General features: G+C 46.0%; 22 protein-coding genes and 2 tRNA genes. 20 read left to right on the top strand and 4 right to left on the bottom strand.

The features are described 5' to 3' along the window. Window positions 1–40 precede the first annotated feature (40 nt). The 15 genes from folP (at window position 41) to KI655_RS11390 (ending at window position 15,539) form a co-directional block, all read left to right on the top strand. A complete protein-coding gene (folP, locus tag KI655_RS11460; protein ID WP_285404952.1) occupies window positions 41–871 on the top strand; it encodes a dihydropteroate synthase in 831 nt (276 codons plus the stop codon). 32 nt (window positions 872–903) lie between these two features. Further along, window positions 904–2,244, top strand: coding sequence for a phosphoglucosamine mutase (glmM, locus tag KI655_RS11455; RefSeq protein WP_285404950.1), 1,341 nt, complete (start codon window positions 904–906; stop codon window positions 2,242–2,244). A 281-nt stretch (window positions 2,245–2,525) separates the two neighbouring features. Then, entirely contained in the window at window positions 2,526–2,858 is a 333-nt protein-coding gene (secG, locus tag KI655_RS11450) for a preprotein translocase subunit SecG (protein WP_285404948.1), read from the top strand. Between the two features lie 15 nt (window positions 2,859–2,873). Next, window positions 2,874–2,957 (top strand) — tRNA-Leu (locus KI655_RS11445). A 53-nt stretch (window positions 2,958–3,010) separates the two neighbouring features. Then, window positions 3,011–3,087 (top strand) — tRNA-Met (locus KI655_RS11440). A gap of 236 nt (window positions 3,088–3,323) precedes the next feature. Then, the gene (rimP, locus tag KI655_RS11435; RefSeq protein WP_285404946.1) at window positions 3,324–3,779 is read left to right on the top strand and encodes a ribosome maturation factor RimP; all 456 of its coding nucleotides are present in this window, start codon (window positions 3,324–3,326) and stop codon (window positions 3,777–3,779) included. Window positions 3,780–3,814: 35 nt separating this feature from the next. Continuing rightward, a complete protein-coding gene (gene nusA, locus KI655_RS11430; RefSeq protein ID WP_285404944.1) occupies window positions 3,815–5,302 on the top strand; it encodes a transcription termination factor NusA in 1,488 nt (495 codons plus the stop codon). Window positions 5,303–5,324: 22 nt separating this feature from the next. After that, window positions 5,325–8,012 carry a translation initiation factor IF-2 gene (gene infB / locus KI655_RS11425; RefSeq protein ID WP_285404942.1) on the top strand — a complete coding sequence of 896 codons (2,688 nt, stop codon included), beginning with the start codon at window positions 5,325–5,327 and terminating at the stop codon, window positions 8,010–8,012. 133 nt (window positions 8,013–8,145) lie between these two features. After that, the gene (rbfA, locus tag KI655_RS11420; protein WP_032551547.1) at window positions 8,146–8,556 is read left to right on the top strand and encodes a 30S ribosome-binding factor RbfA; all 411 of its coding nucleotides are present in this window, start codon (window positions 8,146–8,148) and stop codon (window positions 8,554–8,556) included. Further along, window positions 8,556–9,509 carry a tRNA pseudouridine(55) synthase TruB gene (gene truB, locus KI655_RS11415; protein WP_150869219.1) on the top strand — a complete coding sequence of 318 codons (954 nt, stop codon included), beginning with the start codon at window positions 8,556–8,558 and terminating at the stop codon, window positions 9,507–9,509. The genes rbfA and truB overlap by 1 nt, the downstream gene beginning before the upstream one ends. A gap of 206 nt (window positions 9,510–9,715) precedes the next feature. Next, window positions 9,716–9,985, top strand: a complete 270-nt coding sequence (gene rpsO / locus KI655_RS11410) for a 30S ribosomal protein S15 (protein ID WP_032551549.1) — start codon at window positions 9,716–9,718, stop codon at window positions 9,983–9,985. Window positions 9,986–10,348: 363 nt separating this feature from the next. After that, window positions 10,349–12,469 carry a polyribonucleotide nucleotidyltransferase gene (gene pnp / locus KI655_RS11405; RefSeq protein WP_150893559.1) on the top strand — a complete coding sequence of 707 codons (2,121 nt, stop codon included), beginning with the start codon at window positions 10,349–10,351 and terminating at the stop codon, window positions 12,467–12,469. 122 nt (window positions 12,470–12,591) lie between these two features. Then, complete coding sequence (gene nlpI, locus KI655_RS11400) at window positions 12,592–13,512, top strand: lipoprotein NlpI (protein WP_285404938.1); 921 nt, start codon at window positions 12,592–12,594, stop codon at window positions 13,510–13,512. A gap of 154 nt (window positions 13,513–13,666) precedes the next feature. Beyond that, entirely contained in the window at window positions 13,667–14,074 is a 408-nt protein-coding gene (locus tag KI655_RS11395) for a MarR family winged helix-turn-helix transcriptional regulator (RefSeq protein ID WP_285404937.1), read from the top strand. A 127-nt stretch (window positions 14,075–14,201) separates the two neighbouring features. Next, window positions 14,202–15,539: an MATE family efflux transporter gene (locus tag KI655_RS11390; protein ID WP_285404936.1), complete on the top strand. Its 1,338-nt coding sequence runs from the start codon at window positions 14,202–14,204 to the stop codon at window positions 15,537–15,539. Window positions 15,540–15,611: 72 nt separating this feature from the next. Here the strand turns inward: KI655_RS11390 and KI655_RS11385 are convergent, their stop codons facing one another. The 3 genes from KI655_RS11385 to KI655_RS11375 all read right to left on the bottom strand — a co-directional run bounded on the left by KI655_RS11385 (window position 15,612) and on the right by KI655_RS11375 (window position 19,699). After that, window positions 15,612–16,490, bottom strand: a complete 879-nt coding sequence (locus KI655_RS11385) for a U32 family peptidase (protein ID WP_285404935.1) — start codon at window positions 16,488–16,490, stop codon at window positions 15,612–15,614. Window positions 16,491–16,507: 17 nt separating this feature from the next. After that, window positions 16,508–17,521 (bottom strand): peptidase U32 family protein, encoded by a 1,014-nt coding sequence (locus KI655_RS11380; protein WP_285404934.1) that lies wholly within the window; start codon window positions 17,519–17,521, stop codon window positions 16,508–16,510. A gap of 138 nt (window positions 17,522–17,659) precedes the next feature. Then, a complete protein-coding gene (locus tag KI655_RS11375; RefSeq protein ID WP_285404932.1) occupies window positions 17,660–19,699 on the bottom strand; it encodes a bifunctional diguanylate cyclase/phosphodiesterase in 2,040 nt (679 codons plus the stop codon). 260 nt (window positions 19,700–19,959) lie between these two features. Here KI655_RS11375 and KI655_RS11370 point away from each other — a divergent pair, with 260 nt between their 5' ends. From KI655_RS11370 to rimI, 4 genes are all read left to right on the top strand, one after another. Next, window positions 19,960–20,487 (top strand): SCP2 domain-containing protein, encoded by a 528-nt coding sequence (locus tag KI655_RS11370; protein ID WP_285404930.1) that lies wholly within the window; start codon window positions 19,960–19,962, stop codon window positions 20,485–20,487. Continuing rightward, complete coding sequence (locus tag KI655_RS11365) at window positions 20,471–20,974, top strand: GNAT family N-acetyltransferase (protein ID WP_285404927.1); 504 nt, start codon at window positions 20,471–20,473, stop codon at window positions 20,972–20,974. Before KI655_RS11370 ends, KI655_RS11365 begins: the two co-directional genes overlap by 17 nt. 146 nt (window positions 20,975–21,120) lie before the next feature. Further along, window positions 21,121–21,519, top strand: coding sequence for a DNA polymerase III subunit psi (locus KI655_RS11360; protein ID WP_285404925.1), 399 nt, complete (start codon window positions 21,121–21,123; stop codon window positions 21,517–21,519). After that, window positions 21,512–21,958, top strand: a complete 447-nt coding sequence (gene rimI / locus KI655_RS11355) for a ribosomal protein S18-alanine N-acetyltransferase (protein WP_285404923.1) — start codon at window positions 21,512–21,514, stop codon at window positions 21,956–21,958. The genes KI655_RS11360 and rimI overlap by 8 nt, the downstream gene beginning before the upstream one ends. Window positions 21,959–22,046: 88 nt before the next feature. On the opposite strand, the gene KI655_RS11350 is transcribed toward rimI, so the two are convergent. Further along, a complete protein-coding gene (locus KI655_RS11350; RefSeq protein ID WP_285404921.1) occupies window positions 22,047–23,033 on the bottom strand; it encodes a PstS family phosphate ABC transporter substrate-binding protein in 987 nt (328 codons plus the stop codon). A gap of 202 nt (window positions 23,034–23,235) precedes the next feature. On the opposite strand from KI655_RS11350, the gene KI655_RS11345 reads away from it, so the two are divergent. Further along, the gene (locus KI655_RS11345; protein ID WP_285404919.1) at window positions 23,236–25,248 is read left to right on the top strand and encodes a bifunctional diguanylate cyclase/phosphodiesterase; all 2,013 of its coding nucleotides are present in this window, start codon (window positions 23,236–23,238) and stop codon (window positions 25,246–25,248) included. Window positions 25,249–25,390: the final 142 nt, after the last annotated feature.

The raw sequence follows: 25,390 nt of genomic DNA, 5'->3' as shown, positions 1-25,390 counted from the left end.
TTTCTGTTTTTAGGCTAACAACCTGCGAAGAATGGAATTCATGAACCTAACTGCAAACCATAAAACGCTTACCCTTAATCGCCCGCATGTCATGGGCATTCTTAATGTCACTCCTGATTCTTTCTCTGATGGTGGAAAATTTAACTCTCTCGATAATGCTCTAATTCAAGCAAAGAAAATGATTGAGGCTGGTGTCTCGATAATTGATATCGGTGGTGAGTCGACTCGTCCGGGGGCGCCAGACGTAACACTGGAAGAAGAGCTTGCTCGTGTTATACCTGCAATTAAAGCGATTCGTGAACAATACGATGTGTGGATCTCGATCGATACCAGTAAGGCAGAAGTGATGCGCCAAGCGGTCGAAGCAGGCGCTGATCTGATCAATGATGTTCGAGCACTACAAGAGCCGGGCGCACTTGAAGTTGCGGCTGAAGCCGGTGTGCCGATCTGTCTAATGCATATGCAGGGGCAACCTCGCACAATGCAAACCAATCCAACCTATGATGATTTACTACAAGATGTCTCTGATTTTCTTCAAGAGCGCATCTCTGCGTGTGAAGCTGCGGGAATATCAAAAGATAAGCTGATTCTGGACCCTGGTTTTGGTTTTGGTAAGACGCTTGAGCATAATTATCAGCTGCTGGCACACCTTGATAAGTTCCACACACTCGGTTTGCCACTGCTTGCAGGGATGTCTCGCAAGTCAATGATCTTTAAGTTATTGGACAAGAAACCAGCTGACTGTATGGTTGGTAGCGTAACCTGTGCTACGATTGCCGCCATGAAAGGGGCTCAGATCATTCGAGTTCACGATGTAGAAGATACATTGGAAGCTATGCAAATCATTAAAATGATGAATAACAATCATTAAAATAGATAAAAATACAACTAAGGAAAAGCAACATGTCTGATAAAAGACGTTATTTTGGTACAGACGGTGTACGCGGCAAAGTAGGTCAGTACCCAATTACACCGGACTTTGTTCTAAAGCTTGGCTGGGCTGCGGGTCGTGTTCTTGCAAAACAAGGCACAAAGAAAGTAATCATCGGTAAAGATACGCGTATCTCTGGTTACATGCTGGAATCTGCACTTGAAGCAGGTTTAGCGGCAGCAGGTTTGAAAGCGACGTTTACAGGTCCAATGCCAACACCGGCAGTTGCGTACCTAACACAAACTTTCCGTGCAGAAGCTGGTATTGTTATCTCTGCTTCTCATAACCCATACTACGATAACGGCATTAAATTTTTCTCTTCTGAAGGTACTAAACTGCCAGACGATATCGAGCTAGCGATTGAAGCTGAGCTAGATAAAGAGATCGAGTGTGTTGAATCGGCTGATCTTGGTAAGGCGACACGCCTTAATGATGCTGCAGGTCGTTACATTGAATTCTGTAAGAGCACTTTCCCAACTGAGTTAAGCCTTGCGGGTAAGAAGATTGTTGTCGATTGTGCACACGGTGCGACTTACCACATCGCTCCTGCGGTATTTAGCGAGTTAGGTGCAGAAGTGATCGCAATGGGTGTTGAGCCAAATGGCACTAACATCAACCACGAAGTTGGTGCGACAGATGTACGTGCTCTACAAGCTCGCGTTGTAGAAGAGAAAGCGGATCTTGGTCTAGCGTTTGATGGTGACGGCGACCGTATCATCATGGTTGATGAACTGGGCAACAAAGTGGATGGTGACCAAATCGCTTATATCATCGCACGTGACGCATTGCGTCGTGGTGAACTCAAAGGCGGCGTTGTTGGTACGCTAATGACGAACCTTGGTATGGAAAACGGTCTTAAGCAACTAGGTATTCCATTTGTTCGCGCTGCGGTTGGTGACCGTTACGTAATGGAACAACTTCTAGCAAAAGGCTGGAAGATCGGTGCCGAGAACTCAGGTCACGTTATCCTACTAGACAAAGTAACGACAGGTGACGCAATTGTCGCAGCACTGCAAGTTCTAGCATCCGTTGTTGGCAGTGAAATGTCATTGAACGAGCTGTCTCAAGGCATGACGCTATACCCACAAGTGCTTGAGAATGTTCGTTTTAGTGGTGATTCAAACCCTCTAGAAGCAGAAGCTGTAAAACAGTCTGTTATCGAAGTTGAAGCTGAACTGGGTGAGAAAGGCCGAGTACTGCTGCGTAAGTCAGGTACCGAGCCACTTCTACGCGTGATGGTTGAAGGCGAAGATGCTGAACTAGTACAAAACTCAGCGCTTAAGATTGCAGAAGCGGTAAAAGCAAGCTGCTAAGTTTCCTTTAGCTAAATAACGAAAATAGCTAAATAACGAAAACTGCAAAAAGGGCGACGCTTTACCTATCGTTAGACTGGGTTTTATTGCGTTTTGCCCTTTTTTTGAGCGTTCGTTAGTTAAAGGCTTATTTTTTGGTAAATTCCGCTTGTCAGCGTACGTTGCATTCGCTAGTATTGCTCGGCCTTCAGTAAGGAGGTCGCTAGCCTTGTTCTGTATAACATGATTTTATGTCAATACTTAACGGCGCTGGCTCAACAATTAGGAACATAGGTGGAAAAATGTTTACAGTTCTACTTGTGATTTACCTGTTGGCAGCGCTTGGTGTAATTGGCCTAGTGTTAATTCAACAAGGTAAAGGCGCAGATATGGGAGCCTCTTTCGGTGCTGGCGCTTCAAACACTGTGTTTGGTGCTAGTGGCTCAGGAAATTTCCTAACCCGAATGACTGCAATTTTTGCAACTACATTTTTTATCCTTAGCTTAGTGCTTGGTAATATGTCTACACATAAAACTGAGTCACAATGGGTAGATCCTACACAGGGTCAAGTTATCGAACAAGCTGAAGATGCAGTGAGTGAAGTTCCGGCGCAAGGCGACGAAATTCCACAATAATCTGAAAGAATTGATGCCGAGATGGTGAAATTGGTAGACACGCCAGCATGAGGTGCTGGTGCCTATGGTGTGAGGGTTCGAGTCCCTCTCTCGGCACCATTATTACAAACTTGTAAAACATCTTGTTGAGCGTATAATGCTCGCAAGTCGGACGCGGGATGGAGCAGCTTGGTAGCTCGTCGGGCTCATAACCCGAAGGTCGTCGGTTCAAATCCGGCTCCCGCAACCAATTTAAAGTGCTATATTTAGTCTTGATTGGTAGCAAGTTTGCACAGTGTGAACCTCACTGTGAGCTAAGTGCGATATCAAATTGATGATGGCACTTAGTCTATAAGGGTCCAGCAACAAAAACCCCGGCTTATACGGGGTTTTTTGTTATCTAAGCATTTGTAAATGCAGCTAGATAATGTTTGCTTGGAATTTAAATTGGGCTTTGAGCCCTTTTTTTGTTTCTGGAGTGGTTAAATGACTGGTTTAGAAAGACAACTTACTGAAATGCTTGACGCTCCAGTAGCAGCATCAGGTTATGAGTTAGTTGGATTAGAATTTATTCGTGCGGGTGAGCACTCAACGCTACGTATTTACATCGATTCTCCAAACGGCATCAATGTAGACGACTGCGCTGAAGTTAGTCACCAAGTAAGTGCCGTAATGGACGTTGAAGATCCAATTTCAGTGGCTTATAACCTTGAAGTGTCTTCACCAGGTTTAGAAAGACCACTGTTCAAAGCAGAGCATTACCAACAATTTATTGGTCACGAGGTAAGCATCGTTTTGAAAATGGCTGTCGGCAACCGTCGTAAATGGAAAGGTGATATCCAATCTATCGAAGGCGAAACCGTAACAGTATTGGTTGAAGGGCAAGAAGAAGAATTCGCCCTCAGCAATATTTCAAAAGCGAACCTGATCCCTAAATTTTAGTTCTCCCTGAGAGAAGAGCTTAAGAGGCTAGATTAATGAACAAAGAAATTTTGGCGGTAGTAGAAGCTGTTTCTAACGAGAAAGCAGTTCCTCGTGAGCGTATTTTTGAAGCGCTTGAAATCGCGCTTGCAACAGCAACAAAGAAGAAAAGCGAATTCGAAATCGAAGTTCGTGTAGAAATTGACCGTAAAACTGGTGATTTCGAAACTTTCCGTCGTTGGGAAGCTGTTGAAGAAGTTGAAAACCCGACGAAAGAGATCTCTCTTGAAGCGGCTAAGTTTGATAACCCAGAAATCGAACTGGGTGGTTTCATCGAAGACGACATCGAATCAGTAACATTCGACCGTATTACGACTCAAACTGCTAAACAAGTTATCGTACAAAAAGTACGTGAAGCTGAGCGTGCGCAAATCGTTGAACAGTTCATCGACAACGAAGGTGAACTAGTAACGGGCGTAGTTAAGAAAGTTAACCGTGACACTATCATCCTAGATCTAGGTAACAACGCTGAAGCGGTTATCCTACGTGATGATCAACTGCCACGTGAAAACTTCCGTCCAGGCGACCGTGTACGTGGTCTTCTATACAAAGTTGCACCAGAAGCGCGCGGCTTCCAACTGTTCATCACTCGTTCTAAGCCTGAAATGCTTGCAGAACTATTCCGTGTTGAAGTGCCTGAGATCGGTGAAGAGCTGATTGAACTAAAAGGTGCTGCACGTGATGCAGGTTCTCGTGCTAAAATCGCTGTGAAAACAAACGACAAGCGTATCGACCCTGTGGGTGCGTGTGTTGGTATGCGTGGTGCACGTGTACAAGCTGTATCAAGCGAGCTTGGTGGTGAGCGTATCGATATCGTTCTTTGGGACGATAACCCAGCGCAATTCGTTATCAACGCAATGGCACCAGCTGACGTTGCTTCTATCATCGTTGATGAAGATGCACACTCAATGGACATCGCTGTTGAAGCGGACAACCTAGCACAAGCTATCGGCCGTAGTGGTCAAAACGTACGTCTAGCGTCTCAACTGACTGGTTGGGAACTGAACGTAATGACAGTTGAAGACCTTCAAAAGAAACACCAAGAAGAAGCGGTTGCTTCTATCGAAAACTTCATGAAGCACCTAGACATCGAAGAAGACTTTGCTCAACTGCTTGTTGAAGAAGGTTTCTCTACGCTAGAAGAAGTTGCTTACGTACCAGTAAACGAGCTTCTAGAAGTTGATGGCTTAGACGAAGGCATCGTAGAAGAACTACGTAACCGTGCAAAAGACGCTCTAACTACGCTAGCACTAGCGAAAGAAGAGACGTTTGACGGTGTTGAGCCAGCAGAAGACCTTCTAGCACTTGAAGGCCTAGAGCGCGAAATGGCTTACAAACTGGCAGCGAAAGGTGTAGCAACATTAGAAGACCTAGCTGACCAAGGCGTTGATGAACTAGAAGGCATTGAAGACCTAACTGCAGAGCGTGCGGGCGAGCTAATCATGGCTGCGCGTAACATCTGTTGGTTCGGCGACGAAGAATAATTCAGCAAGGAGAGAAAGCGGTATGACACAATTAACAGTTAAAGCACTGAGTGAAGAGATTGGTACGCCAGTTGACCGCTTAATTGAACAACTTGCTGATGCAGGCATGAAGAAAACAGGGTCGGATCAAGTTACTGATTCAGAAAAACAGGTATTACTGACGCATCTGAAAAAAGAGCACGGTGATACTTCTGGTGAAGCTGAACCGACTCGTTTAACTCTTCAACGCAAGACCCGCAGCACGCTAAGTGTTGCCGCTGGAGGCGGTAAGAGTAAGGATGTTCAAGTAGAAGTACGCAAGAAGCGTACTTACGTGAAGCGCAGCGCTATTGAAGATGAAGCGAAACGTGAAGCTGAGGAAGCAGCGAAGCGTGAAGCTGAAGAGAAAGCACGTCGTGAAGCTGAAGAGCAAGCGAAACGTGAAGCTGCAGAGAAAGCACAGCGCGAAGCTGAAGAGAAGGCAAAACGTGAAGCGGACGCAAAACGTGAAGCTGAAGAAAAAGCAAAACGCGCACAAGCTGATAAGGCTAAAAAAGACATGAATGCAAAAAATGCAGACGCTAACGCACAAGCGAAAAAAGAAGCGGATGAACTAAAAGCTCGTCAAGAGCAAGAAGCACAGCGTAAAGCTGAAGCTGAAGCGGCGAAGCTAGTTGAAGAAGCACGTAAACTAGCAGAAGAGAACGAAGCGCGCTGGTCTGAAGAAGAGCAGAAGAAGCAAGAGCAAGAGAAGTCTGCGGACTACCATGTGACAACTTCTACGTACGCTCGTGAAGCGGAAGATGCAGCTGACCAGAAAGAAGAGAAGGCGCCTCGTCGTCGTAAGAAGAAGCCAGCTGACAAGCAAGCTACTAACAACCGTGGTGGTCGTAACCAACGTGGTCGTGGCGGTAAAGGTAAACTGGCTAAACCAACTTCAATGCAACAGGGCTTCGATAAGACAGCATCTGTAGCGAAAGCTGACGTTGTTATCGGTGAGACTATCGTTGTTTCTGAACTAGCTAGCAAAATGGCTGTTAAAGCAACTGAAGTTATCAAAGTAATGATGAAGATGGGCGCTATGGCGACTATCAACCAAGTGATCGACCAAGAGACAGCACAACTTGTTGCTGAAGAGATGGGTCACAAGGTAATCCTACGTAAAGAGAACGAGCTAGAAGAAGCGGTACTAAACGACCGTGACAACAACGCTGAAGCTGTTCCACGTGCTCCTGTTGTAACTATCATGGGTCACGTTGACCACGGTAAAACGTCTACACTTGACTACATCCGTAAAGCTCACGTTGCTTCAGGCGAAGCGGGCGGTATCACGCAGCACATCGGTGCATACCACGTTGAAACTGAAAACGGCATGATCACCTTCCTTGATACTCCTGGACACGCGGCATTTACAGCAATGCGTGCTCGTGGTGCTCAAGCGACAGATATCGTTGTTCTAGTAGTAGCAGCAGACGATGGCGTAATGCCACAAACGATCGAAGCGATCCAGCACGCGAAAGCAGCTGAAGTACCGCTAATCGTTGCTGTAAACAAGATCGATAAAGAAGACGCTAACCCAGACAACGTTAAGAACGAGCTGGCACAGTACGACGTTATCCCTGAAGAGTGGGGCGGTGAGAACATGTTCGTTCACATCTCTGCGAAACAAGGTACTAACATCGAAGGTCTTCTAGAGACTATCCTTCTACAATCTGAAGTCCTTGAGCTTACAGCAGTAGAAGAAGGCATGGCATCTGGTGTGGTTGTAGAATCTCGTCTAGATAAAGGCCGTGGTCCAGTTGCTACTGTACTTGTACAGTCTGGTACTCTAAACAAGGGCGACATCGTTCTTTGTGGTCAAGAGTACGGCCGTGTTCGTGCAATGCGCGATGAGAACGGTCAAGAAGTGACATCTGCAGGTCCATCTATCCCAGTAGAGATCCTAGGTCTTTCTGGTGTACCAGCATCTGGTGATGAAGCAACAGTTGTACGTGATGAGCGTAAAGCACGTGAAGTAGCGAACTACCGTCAAGGTAAATTCCGTGATGTGAAACTAGCACGTCAACAGAAAGCGAAACTTGAGAACATGTTCTCTAACATGGCTGCTGGTGAAGTTGCTGAGCTTAACGTTGTTCTTAAGGCGGACGTACAAGGTTCTGTAGAGGCTATCGCAGACTCTCTACTGAAACTGTCTACTGACGAAGTTAAAGTGAACATCGTAGGTTCTGGTGTTGGTGGTATTACAGAAACTGATGCAGTACTTGCAGCAGCATCTAACGCTATCATCCTAGGCTTCAACGTTCGTGCAGACGCGACAGCTCGTCGTACTGTTGAGAACGAAAACCTAGACCTACGTTACTACTCAATCATCTACCAACTGATCGACGAAGTGAAACAGGCGATGGGCGGTATGCTTGCTCCTGAGTTCAAACAAGAGATCATCGGTCTTGCTCAAGTACGTGACGTGTTTAAGTCGCCTAAGCTTGGTGCAATCGCAGGTTGTATGGTTACTGAAGGTACGATCAAGCGTAACAACCCAATCCGCGTGCTACGCGACAACGTTGTTATCTACGAAGGTGAACTAGAGTCACTACGTCGCTTTAAAGATGACGTACAAGAAGTTAAGAATGGCTACGAGTGTGGTATCGGCGTTAAGAACTACAATGACGTTCGCGTTGGTGACCAAATCGAAGTATTCGAAATCGTTGAAGTTAAGCGTACTCTAGACTAATCAGTCCGCTGACTCGACATATTGACTAAGGTTACTAACATTACTTGTATAGGTAAGTGGTAATCGGTTGTTGAATACACCATGGGGGGCTGGTTATTACCAAGCCCCCCATCTTTCTAAGTGAGAAAAGAAAATGTCAAAAGAATTTAGCCGCACGCAGCGCGTGTCTCAGCAACTACAAAAAGAGCTAGCAATCATGCTGCAACGTGAAGTTCGTGACTCACGTATCGGTATGGTAACTATCTCTGATGTAGAGGTTTCTCGTGACCTTGCTTACGCAAAAGTATTCGTTACTTTCCTATGTGTGGGCGAGCAAACACCAGAGTCGAGCCTAGCTGCACTGAAAGAGCACGAGCCTCAACTACGTATGATGCTAGGTAAGCGTATCCGCCTACGCCTAACACCAGAAATTCGTTTCACTTACGACAACACTTTGGTTGAAGGTATGCGTATGTCTAACCTAGTATCTGAAGTGGTAAGCGAAGATAAGCGTAAGCAGCAAGCTGCTGGCCGTGATGAGTCTACTTCGGAAGGTGAAGAGTAATGGCTCGCCGTCGTAAAGGTCGCCCGATTAACGGGGTTATTTTATTAGATAAGCCGACTGGCATCTCATCAAATGACGCACTGCAGAAAGTAAAGCGTATTTACTTTGCAGAGAAAGCAGGGCACACCGGTGCTTTGGATCCTCTTGCGACAGGCATGCTGCCAATCTGTTTAGGTGAGGCAACCAAGTTTTCTCAGTTTCTATTAGATTCTGATAAGCGCTATGTTGTGATCGCTAAGCTAGGTGAGCGTACCAACACTTCTGACTCTGATGGTGAAGTTGTTGAAACTCGTGAAGTGAATGTCACTCGCGAACAGCTTGAGCGTTGCATTGAGAGCTTCAAGGGTGAAACTGACCAAGTACCATCCATGTTCTCTGCGTTAAAATACCAAGGTAAGCCTTTGTATGAATACGCGCGTGCAGGCATCGAAGTACCGCGTGAATCTCGTAAGATCACGGTTTACTCTATCGATCTACTTCGCTTTGAAGGTGATGAAGTTGAGATGGAAGTGCACTGTTCAAAAGGCACTTACATCCGTACCATCACTGACGATCTGGGCGAAATGCTAGGCTGTGGTGCGCACGTAACCATGTTGCGTCGTACCGGTGTTGCAAAGTACCCATACGAGCGCATGGTAACGTTAGAGCAACTGAATGAGATCCTAGAGCAAGCTCAACAGCAAGACATTGCACCAAAAGAGCTGCTTGATCCACTGCTGATGCCAATGGACACCGCAGTAGAAGATCTACCAGAAGTGAATCTGAATGCGGAGCTGACTGATTTAGTTCAGCACGGTATGCCAGTACAAGTTGCCGGTGCACCAGCAGAAGGCACAGTGCGTATGACAAGTGGTGAAGAGAAGCTGTTTGTTGGTGTAGCTCAGATCGATAATGATGGTCGCGTAGCACCAAAGCGCTTGGTGGTTTTCCGTGAAGAAGAGCCGCAAGCGTAATCAAGATTAAACGCAATCTTTGCTTATAAGTCGTGAAAAGCAGAAGTCCAATTTAGGTCTTCTGCTTTTTTGTTTTGTAGCGGTGAGATAGCGATAGATTGTTATTGCACCACTAGGCAAACTTCCCTATAATCCACGGCTCGCGTAGCGGCTGAATCAGAGATTGGCTGCTACAAATATCAAACTACTCTTATCAGGAGAGAATTATGTCTCTGAATGCAGAAACTAAAGCAGCAATCGTTGCAGAATACGCGCGCTCTGAAGGCGACACAGGTTCACCAGAAGTACAAGTAGCTCTACTTACTGCTTCTATCAACCACCTACAAGGTCACTTCAAAGCTCACAAAGGCGATCACCACAGCCGTCGTGGTCTTCTACGTATGGTTTCTAGCCGTCGTAAGCTTCTAGACTACCTAAAAGGTAAAGATCTTGGTCGTTACCAAGAGCTTATCAAGCGTCTAGGTCTACGTCGCTAATCAAATCTCGAATTTGATGAAAGAGCCTCAGCAATTGCTGAGGCTTTTTTTATGTCTGAAATATCGTCACAACGCAGAGAAAAGTACCCGTTATGTGTGCTGTAAACTCGTTTTTTGGCTCTGAAAATGTCTCTTGTCAGAAAAATAGTTTATACTCTTGCACGCCAGTAATTCTATGAAACGCTGGCACTTCACTTTACTCAACAATGACAGTCACAGATGTCGGCCAATAGGTCGCGACTATTAAAAACAGATGAGCGGAGAACGTCGTTCTTTTTCGTCTCTTTTTACTAGTCGCGATTAGTCATTGCGGAGTACCCATTCACTTATTCTAAAGAGCAATCTTTAGATGAAGGAAATACAATGTTTGAAAAACCAGTTGTAAAAACGTTTCAGTACGGTAACCACACCGTAACTCTAGAAACAGGTGTTATTGCACGTCAAGCTACTGCTGCAGTAATGGTAACAATGGACGATACGTCTGTATTCGTATCTGTTGTTGGTAAAAAAGAAGCGGTTGAAGGTCAAGACTTCTTCCCACTAACAGTTAACTACCAAGAGCGTACATACGCTGCAGGTAAGATCCCTGGTGGCTTCTTCAAGCGTGAAGGTCGTCCATCTGAAGGTGAAACGCTAACGGCTCGTCTAATCGACCGTCCAATCCGTCCACTTTTCCCAGATGCATTCAAAAACGAAGTACAAGTTATCGCAACGGTAGTATCTGTTAACCCAGATGTTCAACCTGATATCGTAACTATGATCGGTACTTCTGCGGCGCTAGCTATCTCTGGTATTCCGTTCAACGGTCCTATCGGTGCTGCACGTGTTGGTCACATCGACGGTCAACTAGTACTTAACCCAAGCAACACAGAGCTAGAAGCTTCTAAGCTAGACCTAGTTGTTGCGGGTACTGAATCTGCAGTACTAATGGTTGAGTCAGAAGCTGACAACCTAACTGAAGAAGAAATGCTATCAGCGGTTGTTTACGGCCACGACCAACAACAAACAGTGATCAACGCAATCAACGAGTTTGCTGCTGAAGTTGCGACTCCTGCTTGGGATTGGGTTGCTCCAGAAGAGAACACAGCACTTGTAAACAAGATCGCTGAACTGGCTGAAACTAAGCTTGTTGAAGCTTACCAAATCACTGAGAAGATGGCTCGTTACGACCGCATCCACGAGATCGCTGGTGAAGTAAACGAAGTGCTACTTGCTGAAGATCCAGAAGCGAACACAAAAGAAATCCACACTATCTTCCACGATCTAGAGAAGACAGTTGTACGTCGCAGCATCATCGCTGGTAACCCACGTATCGACGGCCGTGAAAAAGACATGGTTCGTGCGCTAGACGTACGTACTGGTGTTCTTCCTCGTACACACGGTTCATCACTATTTACACGTGGCGAAACTCAGGCTCTAGTAACTGCGACTCTAGGTACGCAGCGTGATGCTCAAATCATCGACGAGCTAACTGGTGAGCGTAAAGATCACTTCCTACTACACTACAACTTCCCTCCATACTGTGTTGGCGAAACTGGTTTTGTAGGTTCTCCTAAGCGTCGTGAAATCGGTCACGGTAAACTGGCTAAACGCGGTATCGCAGCAGTAATGCCTTCTGTTGATGAATTCCCATACACAGTACGTGTTGTATCGGAAATCACTGAATCTAACGGTTCTTCTTCAATGGCTTCTGTATGTGGTACTTCTCTTGCTCTTATGGATGCAGGTGTGCCAATCAAGTCTTCTGTTGCGGGTATCGCAATGGGTCTTGTTAAAGAAGGCGACGACTTCGTTGTTCTTTCTGACATCCTTGGTGACGAAGACCACCTAGGTGACATGGACTTTAAAGTAGCGGGTACTAACACTGGTATCACAGCACTTCAAATGGACATCAAGATCGAAGGTATCACTAAAGAGATCATGCAAATTGCTCTTAACCAAGCGCAAGGTGCACGTAAGCACATCCTATCTGTAATGGATGAAGCTATCTCTGGTGCTCGTGAAGATATCTCTGAGTTCGCTCCGCGTATTCACACAATGAAGATCAGCGCTGAGAAGATCAAAGACGTTATCGGTAAAGGTGGTGCAGTTATCCGTGCTCTAACTGAAGAGACAGGTACAACTATCGAAATCGACGACGACGGTACAATCAAGATCGCTGCAACTGAAGGTACAGCTGCGAAAGAAGCGATCCGTCGTATCGAAGAGATCACTGCAGAAGTTGAAGTTGGCCGCATTTACCAAGGTAAAGTAGCGCGTCTAGCAGACTTCGGTGCATTCGTAACGATTCTTCCTGGTAAAGATGGTCTAGTACACATCTCTCAAATCGCTGACAAGCGCGTAGAGAAAGTATCTGACTACCTAACTGAAGGCCAAGAAGTACCAGTTAAGGTTCTTGAGATTGACCGTCAAGGCCGTGTACGTCTAAGCATGAAAGAAGCAGTTGAAACGCCAGCTGAAGGCGAAGCACCTGCTGCTGAGTAATTCTCAGTAAAATGATGGAACTATCGCTTTTTAGTGATTTCTAACCCATCATTAATAAAGCATGTTATAAAGGGAGCATATCGCTCCCTTTTTTATTGCGGTCATAACAGGAGTAAGTATTTGTGAAATGGTTTCAAACCGCGAGTCTGTCTCTGCTGCTTGTTTTAACAGGTTGTGCATCGACAATGGACAGCTCAGCTCAGCGCTGGGTCTATCCACCAATGGCTGTACCACTTCAGCCGAGTGTGCAGCAAGAAGTTCAGATAGCTCGCTTATCTCAGTTGTTACAAAGACCCGACCTGGGTGATGACGTTCGCGCTAAAATGCTTTTTGAACGCGGCAACTATTACGATAGCGTAGGTCTGCGTGATCTCGCTCGACTCGATTTCAATCAGTCTTTGTCTTTGAACCCTGCACAACCTGATATTTTCAACTTGCTAGGCGTTTACTTTACTCAGGTGGGTGAGTTTGACGCGGCTTATGAGTCTTTCGATTCAACACTTGAACTTGATCCAAGTAACTCTTATGCAGAGCGTAACCGAGCGATTGCCCTCTACTATGGCGAACGTTACGAATTGTCTAATGAAGAGATGCTCAAGCACTACAATGACGATCCTAGCGATCCATTTCGTGCGCTATGGCTCTACATCATTCAGCATGAGTTAACGCCGGAGCAAGCCCTACAAGATCTGAAATCGCGCTACCAAGATCGTGATGAACAGTGGGGATGGGTTTTGGTCGCTATAATGCTCGATGAGATCTCAGAAGAGCAGGCCTTTAAGGCAATCCTAACGGGTACGCGAGACAACACTTTGTTGGCTCAACGCCTAACCGAGACCTACTTCTACTTGGCGAAGCGCTACCACATGCGTGGTGACTACGCGAATGCGATCTCTCTCTACAAACTGGCCGTCTCATTCAACGTTTATGAGTATGTTGAACATCGCTACTCTTTCCTTGAGTTAGGTAATATTTTTACCGAGATTAAAGAAGAGCGCATTGCTCAGGCCAAACTAGAACAAGAGCAAGCTGAAGCGAACTGATCGCTTACAGACTGATTCACTCCTAACTCGTACCAAGAAGCCGCTATTGATTAGCGGCTTTTTTTATGTGGCACACGTTTTCTGATTGCAATTTAATCAATGACGATTAAAATAGTTAGCATTGCTAATTAAATATTGGTTGTTCGAAGAATAGATGTTGAACGAAAACCTAGAAAAGATAGAACGCTTTGCCTCTAAGATATGGCGAACGCAGTTAAAAGAGGATCCGATTGGACAGCTGAGCTTTAATGAGTACGACTACCTTAAAGTGATTCAAGCGTCTAAAGAGCCAATTCGACTAACGGACCTTGCTGAAGAGATGCTGGTCACTAAGCCTTCGGCGACAACTATGGTTCAGCGTTTAGAGCGAAAAGGTTTAGTCGAGCGAATGCCCAGTCCAGAGGATGCACGATCTAAATTGGTTGTGCTGACAGCAAAAGCAGAAACTGGTCTAGAAGAAGAGAGCAAAATCTATCAGGTAATGGCGAACACGCTAGAGAGTCAATTAACTGAAGACGAATCAAAGCAGTTAAACCTATTGCTAAGCAAAGCATTAAAGTAAAAATTTGATTATTTAGTTAGTCTGGTTAACTAAGTGATCAGCAGGATGAACATAAGTTTCAAGGACAGCAGAAACGTCATTACTCACTCATTGGTAGTGAGATAACAGCAGAAAGTAAGAGTAGAAGATGAGTCAGTCAATCAGTCGCCAGTTTTGGCGCTACACAATCCCAACCGTGGCTGCAATGCTGGTCAATGGCTTATACCAAGTCGTCGATGGCATTTTCATTGGTCGCTTTGTCGGTGCCGATGGCCTAGCGGGTATCAACGTTGCTTGGCCTGTGATCGGCTCGATCCTTGGCCTAGGTATGCTCGTGGGTGTAGGTACTGGAGCCTTGGTTTCGATTCGCCAAGGGGAGAAAGATACACAGGGTGCAAAACAGATCCTTGCGACTGGCCTGACCCTGTTATTAGCATTGGCTCCATTCGTTGCCGGGATCTTGTTCTTGTTTGCAGACGATTTTTTACGTTGGCAGGGCGCTGAAGGGCGAGTGTTTGATCTTGGCTTGCAGTACCTACAGATTCTGATTGTGGGCAGTGTCTTTACCTTGGGCTCGATAGCAATGCCGTTCTTGCTGCGTAATGACGACAGCCCGAATTTAGCGACTATTTTGATGGTCGTAGGGGCGGTGATCAACATCGTACTCGATTATATGTTCATCGCATGGCTGAATTGGGAGTTGACCGGTGCAGCACTTGCCACCGCGATTGCACAGTTTGTCGTAACCGGGCTCGGTTTAGCTTACTTCTTCTCACGTAGAGCGAACCTGCGTCTGCGCTGGAGTGAATTAAGACTGAAGTTAAATGTGATTCCTCAGATCTTTGCCATCGGCACCTCTAGTTTCTTTATGTATGCTTACGGCTCGATGATGGTCGCGCTGCATAACGCACTGTTTGCTCAATATGGTAACCAGTTGATGATTGGTGCTTACGCTATCCTTGGCTACATTGTGACGGTTTACTACCTCACAGCAGAGGGTATCGCCAATGGTATGCAGCCGCTTGTGAGTTACAACCACGGAGCTAAGCGCCAAGACAACATTCGCCAACTGCTTAAGATTGCGATGGTGAGCTCTGTTGCTGTCGGCATGGCGTTTATTATTCTATTGAACATCTTCCCAAGGGAATTTGTCTCAGTGTTTAACTCTGAAGACCCACAGCTGGTGGAATACACGGTATTGGGGATTAGACTACACATGTTTGCCTTGGCTCTGGATGGTTTCCTAGTGGTAGCAGGTGCTTATTACCAAGCCGTCAACAAAGGCAGTAAGGCGATGTTTGTCACGGTCGGTAATATGCTGATTCAGCTACCGTTCTTGTACATCATGCCGAAGCTGTTTGGTGTGCCGGGGATCTGGATCGCGTACCCACTCTCAAACATTGCGCTGAGCGCGGTCGTGATCGTGATGCTGGTGAAAGATATAAAGAAGCTCAATGCGCCGGATCTGCAAACGGCCACCGCATAACCGATTAGAAGTTTATGGATAAAGAAAAGGTCTAGCGATTGCTAGACCTTTTTGTGTTTTTGAGGGCTTGGCTTAGATGTTCTTTACTTCTAAGCCTGCTAATTGGTGCCAGTAGCCGTTGCACTGACGGTCAGCAATCTGAATTGGGCTCTCACCGTTTTCATTAGCTCTGAAGTTATTGAGCTCAGAGAAGGTGTCGATACCTAGTGGGCTTAGACGAACCACATCAACCAGATCATGCATATTCGGCAGATCATTGATTAGGTTGTAGCAGTAACCTGACTGAGTCTGGATACCGTTAAGGTTGAAGACTGATTGCCCCTCTTGGCTCTCGACTTGAAGACCTGTTGGGTACTTGATGCAGCAAGTCTCGCAATCGTCTTTTGCTTTGTTTTCAGCACGAGCAGTGAAGCAACGCGCTGAGTAAGCTAAAGGCAGATAACCGTGGCTGAACACCTCAACTTCGAACTTGTTACGAATGTTGAGTTCTTCACACTGAGTCAGCACGTTAGATAGCCACTCGCGAGATAGCTCAACCGGCATACACCAACGTGTCATACCCTGCTTAAGAAACAGGTTTAGGGTGTGTGCATTATAAGTGTTGACCGCAGGGCCAACCACAAATGGCACCTTACTTTCACTCGCCAGCTGAATCGCTGATACATCATTGGCTTCAATCGCGAAATCGCCGTTGTCGACGTATTTCTTCATGATGTTCACTTCGCTTGGCGCTTCTAACAGCGCCATGGTTGAAAGCACAACTTGTTTACCTGACGCTGATAGTTCTTTGGCAATATCCAGCCAGTGTTTGGTTTTCATCTCACGGCGTTTAGAACAGACCGCTTCACCAAGATAGATAATGTCGGCAGAGCTTGTTTTTGCTTGCTCGTAGAAGCTTTCTACATCTTGCTTTGGCCAGAAGTAGAGTAGTGGACCTAGTGCGTATTTCATTGCGTTCTCCATCGATCCTATTGCCATTTACGGTGGTAAGCACCAAGCGTCGTTTGTGTGCCTTCTGATACATTTGCTAAGGCAGCATTCCAAGCGGCATCAACGTGATAAGCCTCTGGGTTGGCTTGGTAGCGATCAATCGCAGCGCGCCAAGTATGAGTCACTTGTTCAACGTAGGCAGGGCTGCGTTGACGACCTTCGATTTTCACCGATGCAACGTTAGCGGCAAACAGCTCTGGCAGCATCGAGAGGGTATTGAGGCTGGTTGGTTCTTCAAGGGCGTGGTAGCGCTTACGCTCGCCTTCAATGTCCGCTTCAAAGCGACCTTTACATAAGGTTGGGTAGCCTGCGTTCTCGCCCTGAGCGTATTTGTCGATCAAGATTTCATTTAGTCGTGACTCTAGCCCGGTTTCTGTTTCTTGCCAGCGAACGTATTTCGCAGGAGAACAGGCGCCTACCGTATTTGGGGATTCGCCGGTCATGTATGAAGACAGATAGCAACGACCTTCAGCCATAATGCATAGGCTACCAAAGGCGAAGACTTCAAGGTCAACGTCAGAAGAGATATTACGAGAGAGTTGTTTTACTTGATGAATCGACAACACACGTGGCAATACCACACGTTTCACATTGAAGTTCTTGTGGTAGAAATCAATCGCAGCCGCATTGGTTGCTGATGCTTGTACCGACAGGTGTAGCTCCATGTGAGGGTATTTATTTGCTGCGTATTCAAGTACGGCAATATCTGCCACGATCAGAGCATCAACGCCTAGTGCGGCTGCTTGGTCGACGGCATTAGTCCAGCGCTGGAAACCGTTAGGGTGAGCGAATGTGTTGAGTGCGATATGAATTTTTTTGTTGCGGTCATGGACGTATTCAACGGCACGATCCAGCTTTTTGCCAGAGAAGTTCAGGCCAGCAAAGTGGCGTGCATTGGTGTCGTCTTTGAATCCGATGTAGACAGCATCGGCACCACAGTCAATGGCTGTTTTCAAAGCAGGTAGGTTTCCTGCTGGGCATAAGAGTTCCATTTGCTCACTACCAGTAGATAAATTTGAAGCGAGCATTTTATGAAGAAATGTGAACGTCAGAATTGATGTAAGGCAGGTTTAGTCGGATAAATCCGCTTTTACTCCATTTGAGGTAGAGTAAAATTCAAAACTGGTGGGTTAGTTCTTGTGGCGACGGTTCTGGGCGAATAGCTCTTCAACTTCCTGTTTTGGCTGAGGTCGGTAGAAGTGGAAACCTTGTATAGAGCTACAGTTCAGGTTCGAGAGCAGTGTGGCTTGCTCACTGGTTTCTACACCTTCAGCAACCACAGTCAGGTTGAGAGACTTACCGAGGTTGATGATGTTCTCAATCACCGTGACTTGCTTTGGCAGGGTATCAATGTCGGTGATGAAGGCACGATCTATCTTCAACTCGTCAATTGGGAAACGAGCCAAGTAAGAGAGCGATGAGTAACCAGTACCAAAATCGTCAATTGATAGGGCAAAGCCAAGCTTCTTAATGGCGTTAAGCATCTGAAGCGTGTGTTCGCTGTCACTCATCACCGCACTTTCGGTCAACTCGAAGGTAATCGCGCTTGGGTCTAGCTCTGTCGTACGCAGCAGTTTCTCCATGTAGTCGATAAGCTTAGGGTTACCAAATTGCTCTGGAGAAAGGTTGATTGCGACACGCCCCGGTAAGATACCCTGAATCTTCCAACGCTTAACCGTTGCAAATACTTCACGCATGACCACCCGCCCCAGTTGTTCAATCAGACCAGCTCGCTCCGCGACCGGGATAAAGGCGGCAGGGCTGATGTAGCCTTCAACAGGGTGCTTCCAACGTACTAACGCTTCTGCGCCGTTGATGGTGAAATCACGGGCGTTAACCTTAGGCTGATACCACACCTCTAAACCATTCTGCTGCAGTGCTTTCTGAAGTTCGATTTCGAGCCAAAGACGCATACGAGCTTCTTTGTTCATCTGTTCGTTGAACTTGATTAAGCGGTTACGACCTCGGTCTTTCGCTTCATACATCGCAGTATCGGCGTTTTGCAGCAAAATACGGGCATCAATGCCATCTTGTGGGAAGCTAACACTACCAATCGAACAAGCTAAGCGCTTACTAAAGTGGTGCAGATCGAACGGTTGATTGATCAGCGAGATGATCTTCTCTGATAGGGTTTCAACCGTCTGCTTGTGCTCTGGCTCTGGCAGGATGATACCGAACTCATCGCCACCTAAGTGACCCACCACAGCACGTCTTGGTAATAGACGCTTCAGGCGCGAGGCGACCTCTTTGATCACCTTGTCACCAATATGATGGCCGAGTGAATCATTGATGTTTTTGAAGTTATCAATGTCGAGGTACAGCATTACAACAGCTGTTTCATTATGAATGAATTGCTCGAGTCGCTTGGTGAAACCAACACGGTTATACAGCTTGGTTAGGTCGTCGATATAGGCATCTTCATTAACGGCTGTCGTAATGGTTTTGGGTGTCTCTTGTGCGTCTTGAATCAAGACTAACTGAGTCGTACTGCCTAACAAGGCGGTTGAATCAATATGCAATTGAACCTTACGTTCAAAGCCACAGCGCGCGCCAGTTAAGCACACCAAACCAGACTCAGAAACAATAGAGCTGAGCTTATTGTTAAAGACTGTTTTGGTTTGCTCATCAATAAACAGACGCCCTAACTCTTCGCCAAGCAACTCTGATGGCGAGTTAAACCCAAGTAAACGTGCGGCCGCTGGGTTAGAAGAGAGAATAAAGTCATCTTCGACAAGAAGCAGGCCGTCTGGCAGCAAATAAGATAGCTTGTGGAATTTGGCTTCAGACTCTTCGAGTGAGCGCACTAGAACTTGGTTTTCAGAGGTGTCAAAGGCGTGGAAAACAATGTAATCCGTCTCTTTGCCGTTAGACAGTGGGGCTAGGCTGAAGTGAAGGCTGGTGTCGAGGTCGGTCTCGTTGAGCGTGATTTCCGCTTCAATGGATTCGCCTTTAAAAGCGCGCTCGTAATAAGGCTTAAGATGTTGGTAGAACTGGTCGCCGAGGGTTTGACGGTCGTTCATTCCGGTTAACTCTGATTGGTTTAACCCCGCAATATCACAGTAGCGCTCATTCACCATAAAATAGTTATGTTGAGCATCCAGAACAGCAAAAAAGAAAGGGCTATTTGCTGTGAGCTGTGAAAACCAATGTTGTAGTTGCTGGGGAGGCATCAAAGTACTACCAATTCTCCAAGAGCTTGAGCATTCATTATAGATGAATGTTTATTACTGAATGATGTAATTTTAGGTATCTAGCTAACATAGCTGCGATTTTGCGACTGTTCTCATTACCTGAGTTACTATAACCGCGATTTTGGGGATATTAAAGTACAAGCATCAAACCGAAATTAATTTGATACATAACAGGAATTGAGCCTTTAACATCACTTATGATGAGATCCATATTATTGATAAAGTTACGGATAAGTCACGTGATAAACAAGATTCGCACTCAACTAGTTCAAAATGCCGCATCAATTTTGCGATCTCCAGTCCAGTTATTGCCAAAAACAGTACAAAAAAAAGCCTTATTAGAAGCTCTTAAAAATGTCTTCAAGGAAGCATTGGAAGATGGTGACTTTGAGTTTCTCGAAGATAAGTGGCTAAAAGTGTCCATAAAAGACATGGGGTTAAGTTGGTGTATCAGCTATCAAGATGAAAAGCTGGTGGTGGCAGACAAAGAAGTAACCGAAGATGTGAGCTTCAGTGGCAACCTAAATGACCTTGTTTTGATCGCTGGGCGTAAAGAAGACCCAGATACGCTATTTTTCCAACGCCGCCTTTCAATTGAAGGGGATACCGAGCTTGGTCTAGAGGTGAAGAACCTAATGGATAGCGTGGATTTAGACTTACTTCCTGCTCCAATGAAAATGTTGTTGAATCAATTAGCTGATTTTGTGCAGAAGGGGGTACAATCACCTCAGACACAAAATGAGGTAATGAATGCTTATTCGAACTGAAGCACCTGCAGACATACTTGCAATTGACCGCTTACTGAAATCTGTTTTTGAAACAGAGGCGGAAGCCAACCTGGTGATGAGCCTGCGAGAGAATAGCCATTTAACACTATCTCTAGTGGCGTGCTCTGACGAGGGTGAAGTGGTTGGGCATGTGATGTTTAGCCCGCTCACACTCAAAGGTGAAGACTACAACTGGCAAGGCCTAGCGCCATTGGCGGTACGTGAAGACTTTCGTGGTCAAGGTATTGCTAAATCGCTAATGGAAGAGGCATTTTCGTCACTGCACGATTTTGGTTATCCAGCATGTGTGGTTCTGGGCGACCCAAGCTTCTACAGCAAGGTTGGATTTAAACCAGCCAGCGAATTCGATTTGCAATGTCGTTGGGATGTACCTGAGGGGGCATTCCAAGCGATTGAGTTGGTCGAGGGCATCTTTGATGGGCACAGTGGTACTATCGAATATAGCCCTGAGTTTAATGAACTTTAGACTAGCCAAGCTATCTTCTGCTCAGTCATTGTATCAGGCAGTAGTAGAAGAAACGTGACCAATAAAAATAAAGGAGCTTGATGCTCCTTTATTTTTTGTTAGTATCAGCTCGATTCAACCTTGAGCTCAGTCATATAGGCAAACACATGTCACAGATTCATGCGCAGTATTTACAAGAAATGGGGATTACTCAGTGGGAACTGAGCCACCCCGAGCGTCTGGCTGGTTATCAGACCGAGCTCGCTAAACTGCCTGAAACATGCCAGTTGCTATTAGTTTCACCAGAAAAGCCTCAAGGTGCACTGGCAGAGATGTTTGAACGAGTGTTGAAAAGTATCAAGCTGGAGTTATCACAAGCGCAGTATGTACACCCAAGTGAGCTGAGTCATTTTGATTTAAGTTCACCGCAATGGGTGTGGTTCGCAGGGTGTGAATCCGATACTGATATTGCGGCTAAAACGCTGCAGTCCCCTTTATTATCTCACATCGATGGCAACAACCAGCAACGTCGAGCTTTGTGGCAACAAATTTGTTCTTATGAATAGTCAATTTATCTCCATGTCAGAGTCGCATCTTGATGCAATCTGGCAGATTGAGCAGCAAGCTCATACTCATCCTTGGTCACAAAACATGATTCGCGATCTCGATAGTCGCGGCGGCTGCCATCATGTGATGCTAGTCGACGATGAAGTGGTTGGGTACTTCTATGCGCAAAACATCGTTGGCGAAGTAACGCTGCTGAACATCGCTGTTGCTCCTCACCATCAAGGCAAAGGTTATGGCAAAGCTTTGATTGAACATTTTCTATTGGTGTGTGAACAAGCAAAGGCAGAAAGTGCATGGCTTGAGGTGCGTGAAAGCAACCTTAACGCATTTGGTCTGTATGAGTGGGTAGGATTCAATGAGGTTGACCGTCGCCGTAATTACTACCCAACGGCAACAGGCAAAGAAGATGCAATCATCATGAGCTACATATTCTTTTAGTCTTTTGTTCGACAATATCGATATTAGCAAAGCTCAACTTAGGTTGGGCTTTTTTGTTGCCCATTTTCTTTAAAGCCAAGATAACGACTTAATTACGCTCCATAAAGCGCTCGAAGTTGGTGCTCAGTTCCTTACTGTTAAACACTGAACCAATAGTTTGGGCTTCAAAAATCGATTGGGCGGTATTTTGCATTCTAGGGGATAGTGGGATGTAGCCCGCAGTACTCACGACATACGAGAGATGCTTTTGATTTAAGTAGTGCTCGACGAACTGATTGACGGAGTATCGATTGACGGCTGCCTTATTAACGTAGATGAACAAGGGGCGAGAGAGCGAGTTGTATTGGCCACTGGTGACACTATTGATACTCGGCGCGATGGCTGGCTGATCTTTTCTTGATATCGAGACAGCTTTGAGTTGAGTTTGATTGTTTTGGTAATAGGCAAAGCCTAAGAAGGCCAACGCATTTTTATCGGTGGCGACCTTTGAGGCCAGCAGGTAGTCATCTTCATTGGCGACATGGTCGCTGCGCAGTTCATTACCATTAAGAACAACATTGGTGAAGTAGTCGTAAGTTCCCGAGTCACTACCCGGAGCATAGAGCTTAATTGGCTCTGTTGGGAAGCTCGGATTGAGCTGATGCCAATGAGTAATGGTTTTCTCAGAAGAGGGGTGCCATAAAGTGGCCAACTCTTCAAGGGACAGGTGTTGCAACCAGTTATTGTCTTTGCTGACCACAAGCGTGATCGCATCGAGCGCAATGGGCAGTTCTAAAAATTCAATGCCATTCTCTCGGCACAAGGCTTTTTCTTGAGTCTTGATAGGACGAGAGGCGTTGGAGATATCCGTCTTGCCGCGGCAAAATTTGCGAAAGCCCCCTCCGGTTCCGGTGACACCAACCACAACTTGCGCGACGTCTTTGTGCAGGCTCATAAACTGCTGAGCAAACTGACGAGTGATGGGATAAACCGTGCTGGAGCCTTCGATCTTGATCAGATCTTTCGCCATGCCCATGGTTGACCATAGAGACAAACAGAAAACAGTGGTGATTGCTTTGTGTAAGAACCTTTCCATCATAGTGTACGTTACGCTTCTATCGGCCTGCATTGTCAGATTTAATCAAGCTACCGAAATATACGGTGTTGGACTTGGTTATACAATGTGCACTCACCAATATTCATCAAAACTTCATAAGTAACTGAAATATCTGGCTGTTCATTAATTTGAAACATTGATGGGTTAAGGTTGATTCATTCCTCATCCTATTGTCCTGATTATGTTGTTCCCCAAATTGCTAAATAAGCGAAAGTTCCTCTTCACCTCTCTATTAGCGTTGCTGGTGGTAGCGTCGACCACAGTCCTCGTCATGCAATCGACCGATCTCTTGATCAAAAAGTCCCCCCTTGCAGAAGCTGCTGCTGAGATAAAGATCAATGGTTCGCTCGCTTATTTATGGTTTGATGAAATTGTGTCTGGCGATACAACCCAATCGATCCAAGAGGTTTGGTACTACTTAGAGATTGCGGATTGGCATGTAGGAGCGCTGCTTGATGGGGGAGAGAGCATCATGGGTAGCTATCAACCGATCAGTGACCCTGAACTTCGAGAAAGATTGATGATGCTACGCCAAACACTAGCTGAGTTTCGCCAATATGCTGGTTCGCACTATCAACAATCGGTTTTAGAAACACCGTCATTGGGATTGAAGACAGACGAGTATTATCTCGACTTCGCCAGTCAGGCGGATGAGATTCAGCGCGTGATCAAAACCAGCTATGAGTCAGGCATTGCCAGCTATACCAAAACCAGTATTACCCTGATTATTGCGGCTGTCTTTATCGGTGTGTACTCGCTCCGTGTTCAGTTTAAGCATGAACAGAGCCGAGACTTGTTATTGAAATCGCTCACTGATGCCAAGTCTTCTATCGAGCTCAAGAACAAACAGCTTCATACTCAAGCTTACTTCGATCCTTTAACTGAGTTACCTAATCGAACTCTGTTTCTCGATAGACTCGGGCAGTCGATACTCAATGCTCAACAGACTCAGCGTCCGTTCGCGCTGTTGTTTCTCGATCTTGATCATTTTAAAGAGGTCAACGATCTCTATGGTCATGCCGCAGGTGATGAACTGTTAAAGCGGGTCGCACAGCGCATAACACAATCGATTCGAGTGACGGATCTCTCGGCGCGATTCAGCGGTGATGAGTTTGTTATTGTTTTGGAGCATTTACGCGATGTCGATATGGCGGTGAGTGTCGCCAATAAAATTGCCTCGAAACTGATTAAGCGTCTGAGAGAGCCCTTTGAACTGAAACATGGAACCGCGGAAGTCACAGCGAGTATTGGTATTTCGATTTACCCAGACGATAGCACCTCTCAGCACTCTCTGATCCGTTATGCTGATGATGCGATGTATCACGCCAAGTCACTAGGGAAAAACAATTTCCAGTTCTATTCCAAAGAGCTCAACTATATTGCTATGTCGCAAAAAGAGTTGGAACGCGACTTAAGGCAAGCCATTGATAAACAGCAGTTTGAGATTCATTACTTACCAAAGTGGGCGTTGAAGTCGGGTGATATTGAGGGTGTGGAAGCGCTTGTACGCTGGCATCATCCGATTAAAGGTTTAATGTACCCGAATGACTTTATCCCTGTTGCGGAAGCGACGGGGCAAATTCGTCAGATCGATCTGCTGGTGGCGGAACTGGCGTTAGCGCAACATAAGAACTGGCTGACTCGCGGCATTGATATTGGTGTGATGAGCCTGAATATCTCGGCTCGCAGCTTAAAGCATCCTCAGTTTTTTGATGCATTAAAACGCGTGATCATCTCTAGTGGTGTGGCAACGCATAAAATCGAAGTGGAGATCACGGAAACCGTGATGATAGAGAATGACCAGTTTGCACAAATCATTTTTAAAGAGCTGCGTCAGCTTGGTGTTCGTATCGCTCTCGATGATTTTGGTACTGGATTTTCCTCACTCTCTTATCTTAAAGACTTTGAGTTTGATACCCTTAAAATCGATCGCAGCTTTGTGATGGATTATGTCACTAACTCGACCTCACTGGTGCTACTTAAGAGCATGATTCAGATTGGTAATGAGCTTGGAGTCGCCGTGGTTGCTGAGGGTGTGGAGACATTAGAACAGCAACGAGATTTAATGGCGATGGGGTGTGAAATCGGTCAGGGCTTTTACCTATCTTCCCCTCAAACGGCAGAGAGGTTGATACAGAACCTTAGGCTGGCTCCTGTCTCCAACGTCGTACCTATGTCTGGCTCTTTGGGCTAGTGTAAGCCGTCATTACTCTAACTCCTGACTTTTTCTAGCTCAGGCTTTAGAAAGCTGGGCGACTTCTGTATAATCCGCACACAAAATTCAAGGGCAAGTCTCAACAACTTGCCCTTTTTACGCTTTAGATCAGCAAAGGGCG

Source organism: Vibrio sp. D404a, assembly GCF_030248535.1.
Taxonomy (GTDB): Bacteria; Pseudomonadota; Gammaproteobacteria; order Enterobacterales; family Vibrionaceae; genus Vibrio.
Note: the sequence above shows the minus strand (reverse complement) of the source record. Positions and strands in the feature narration are given on the sequence as shown.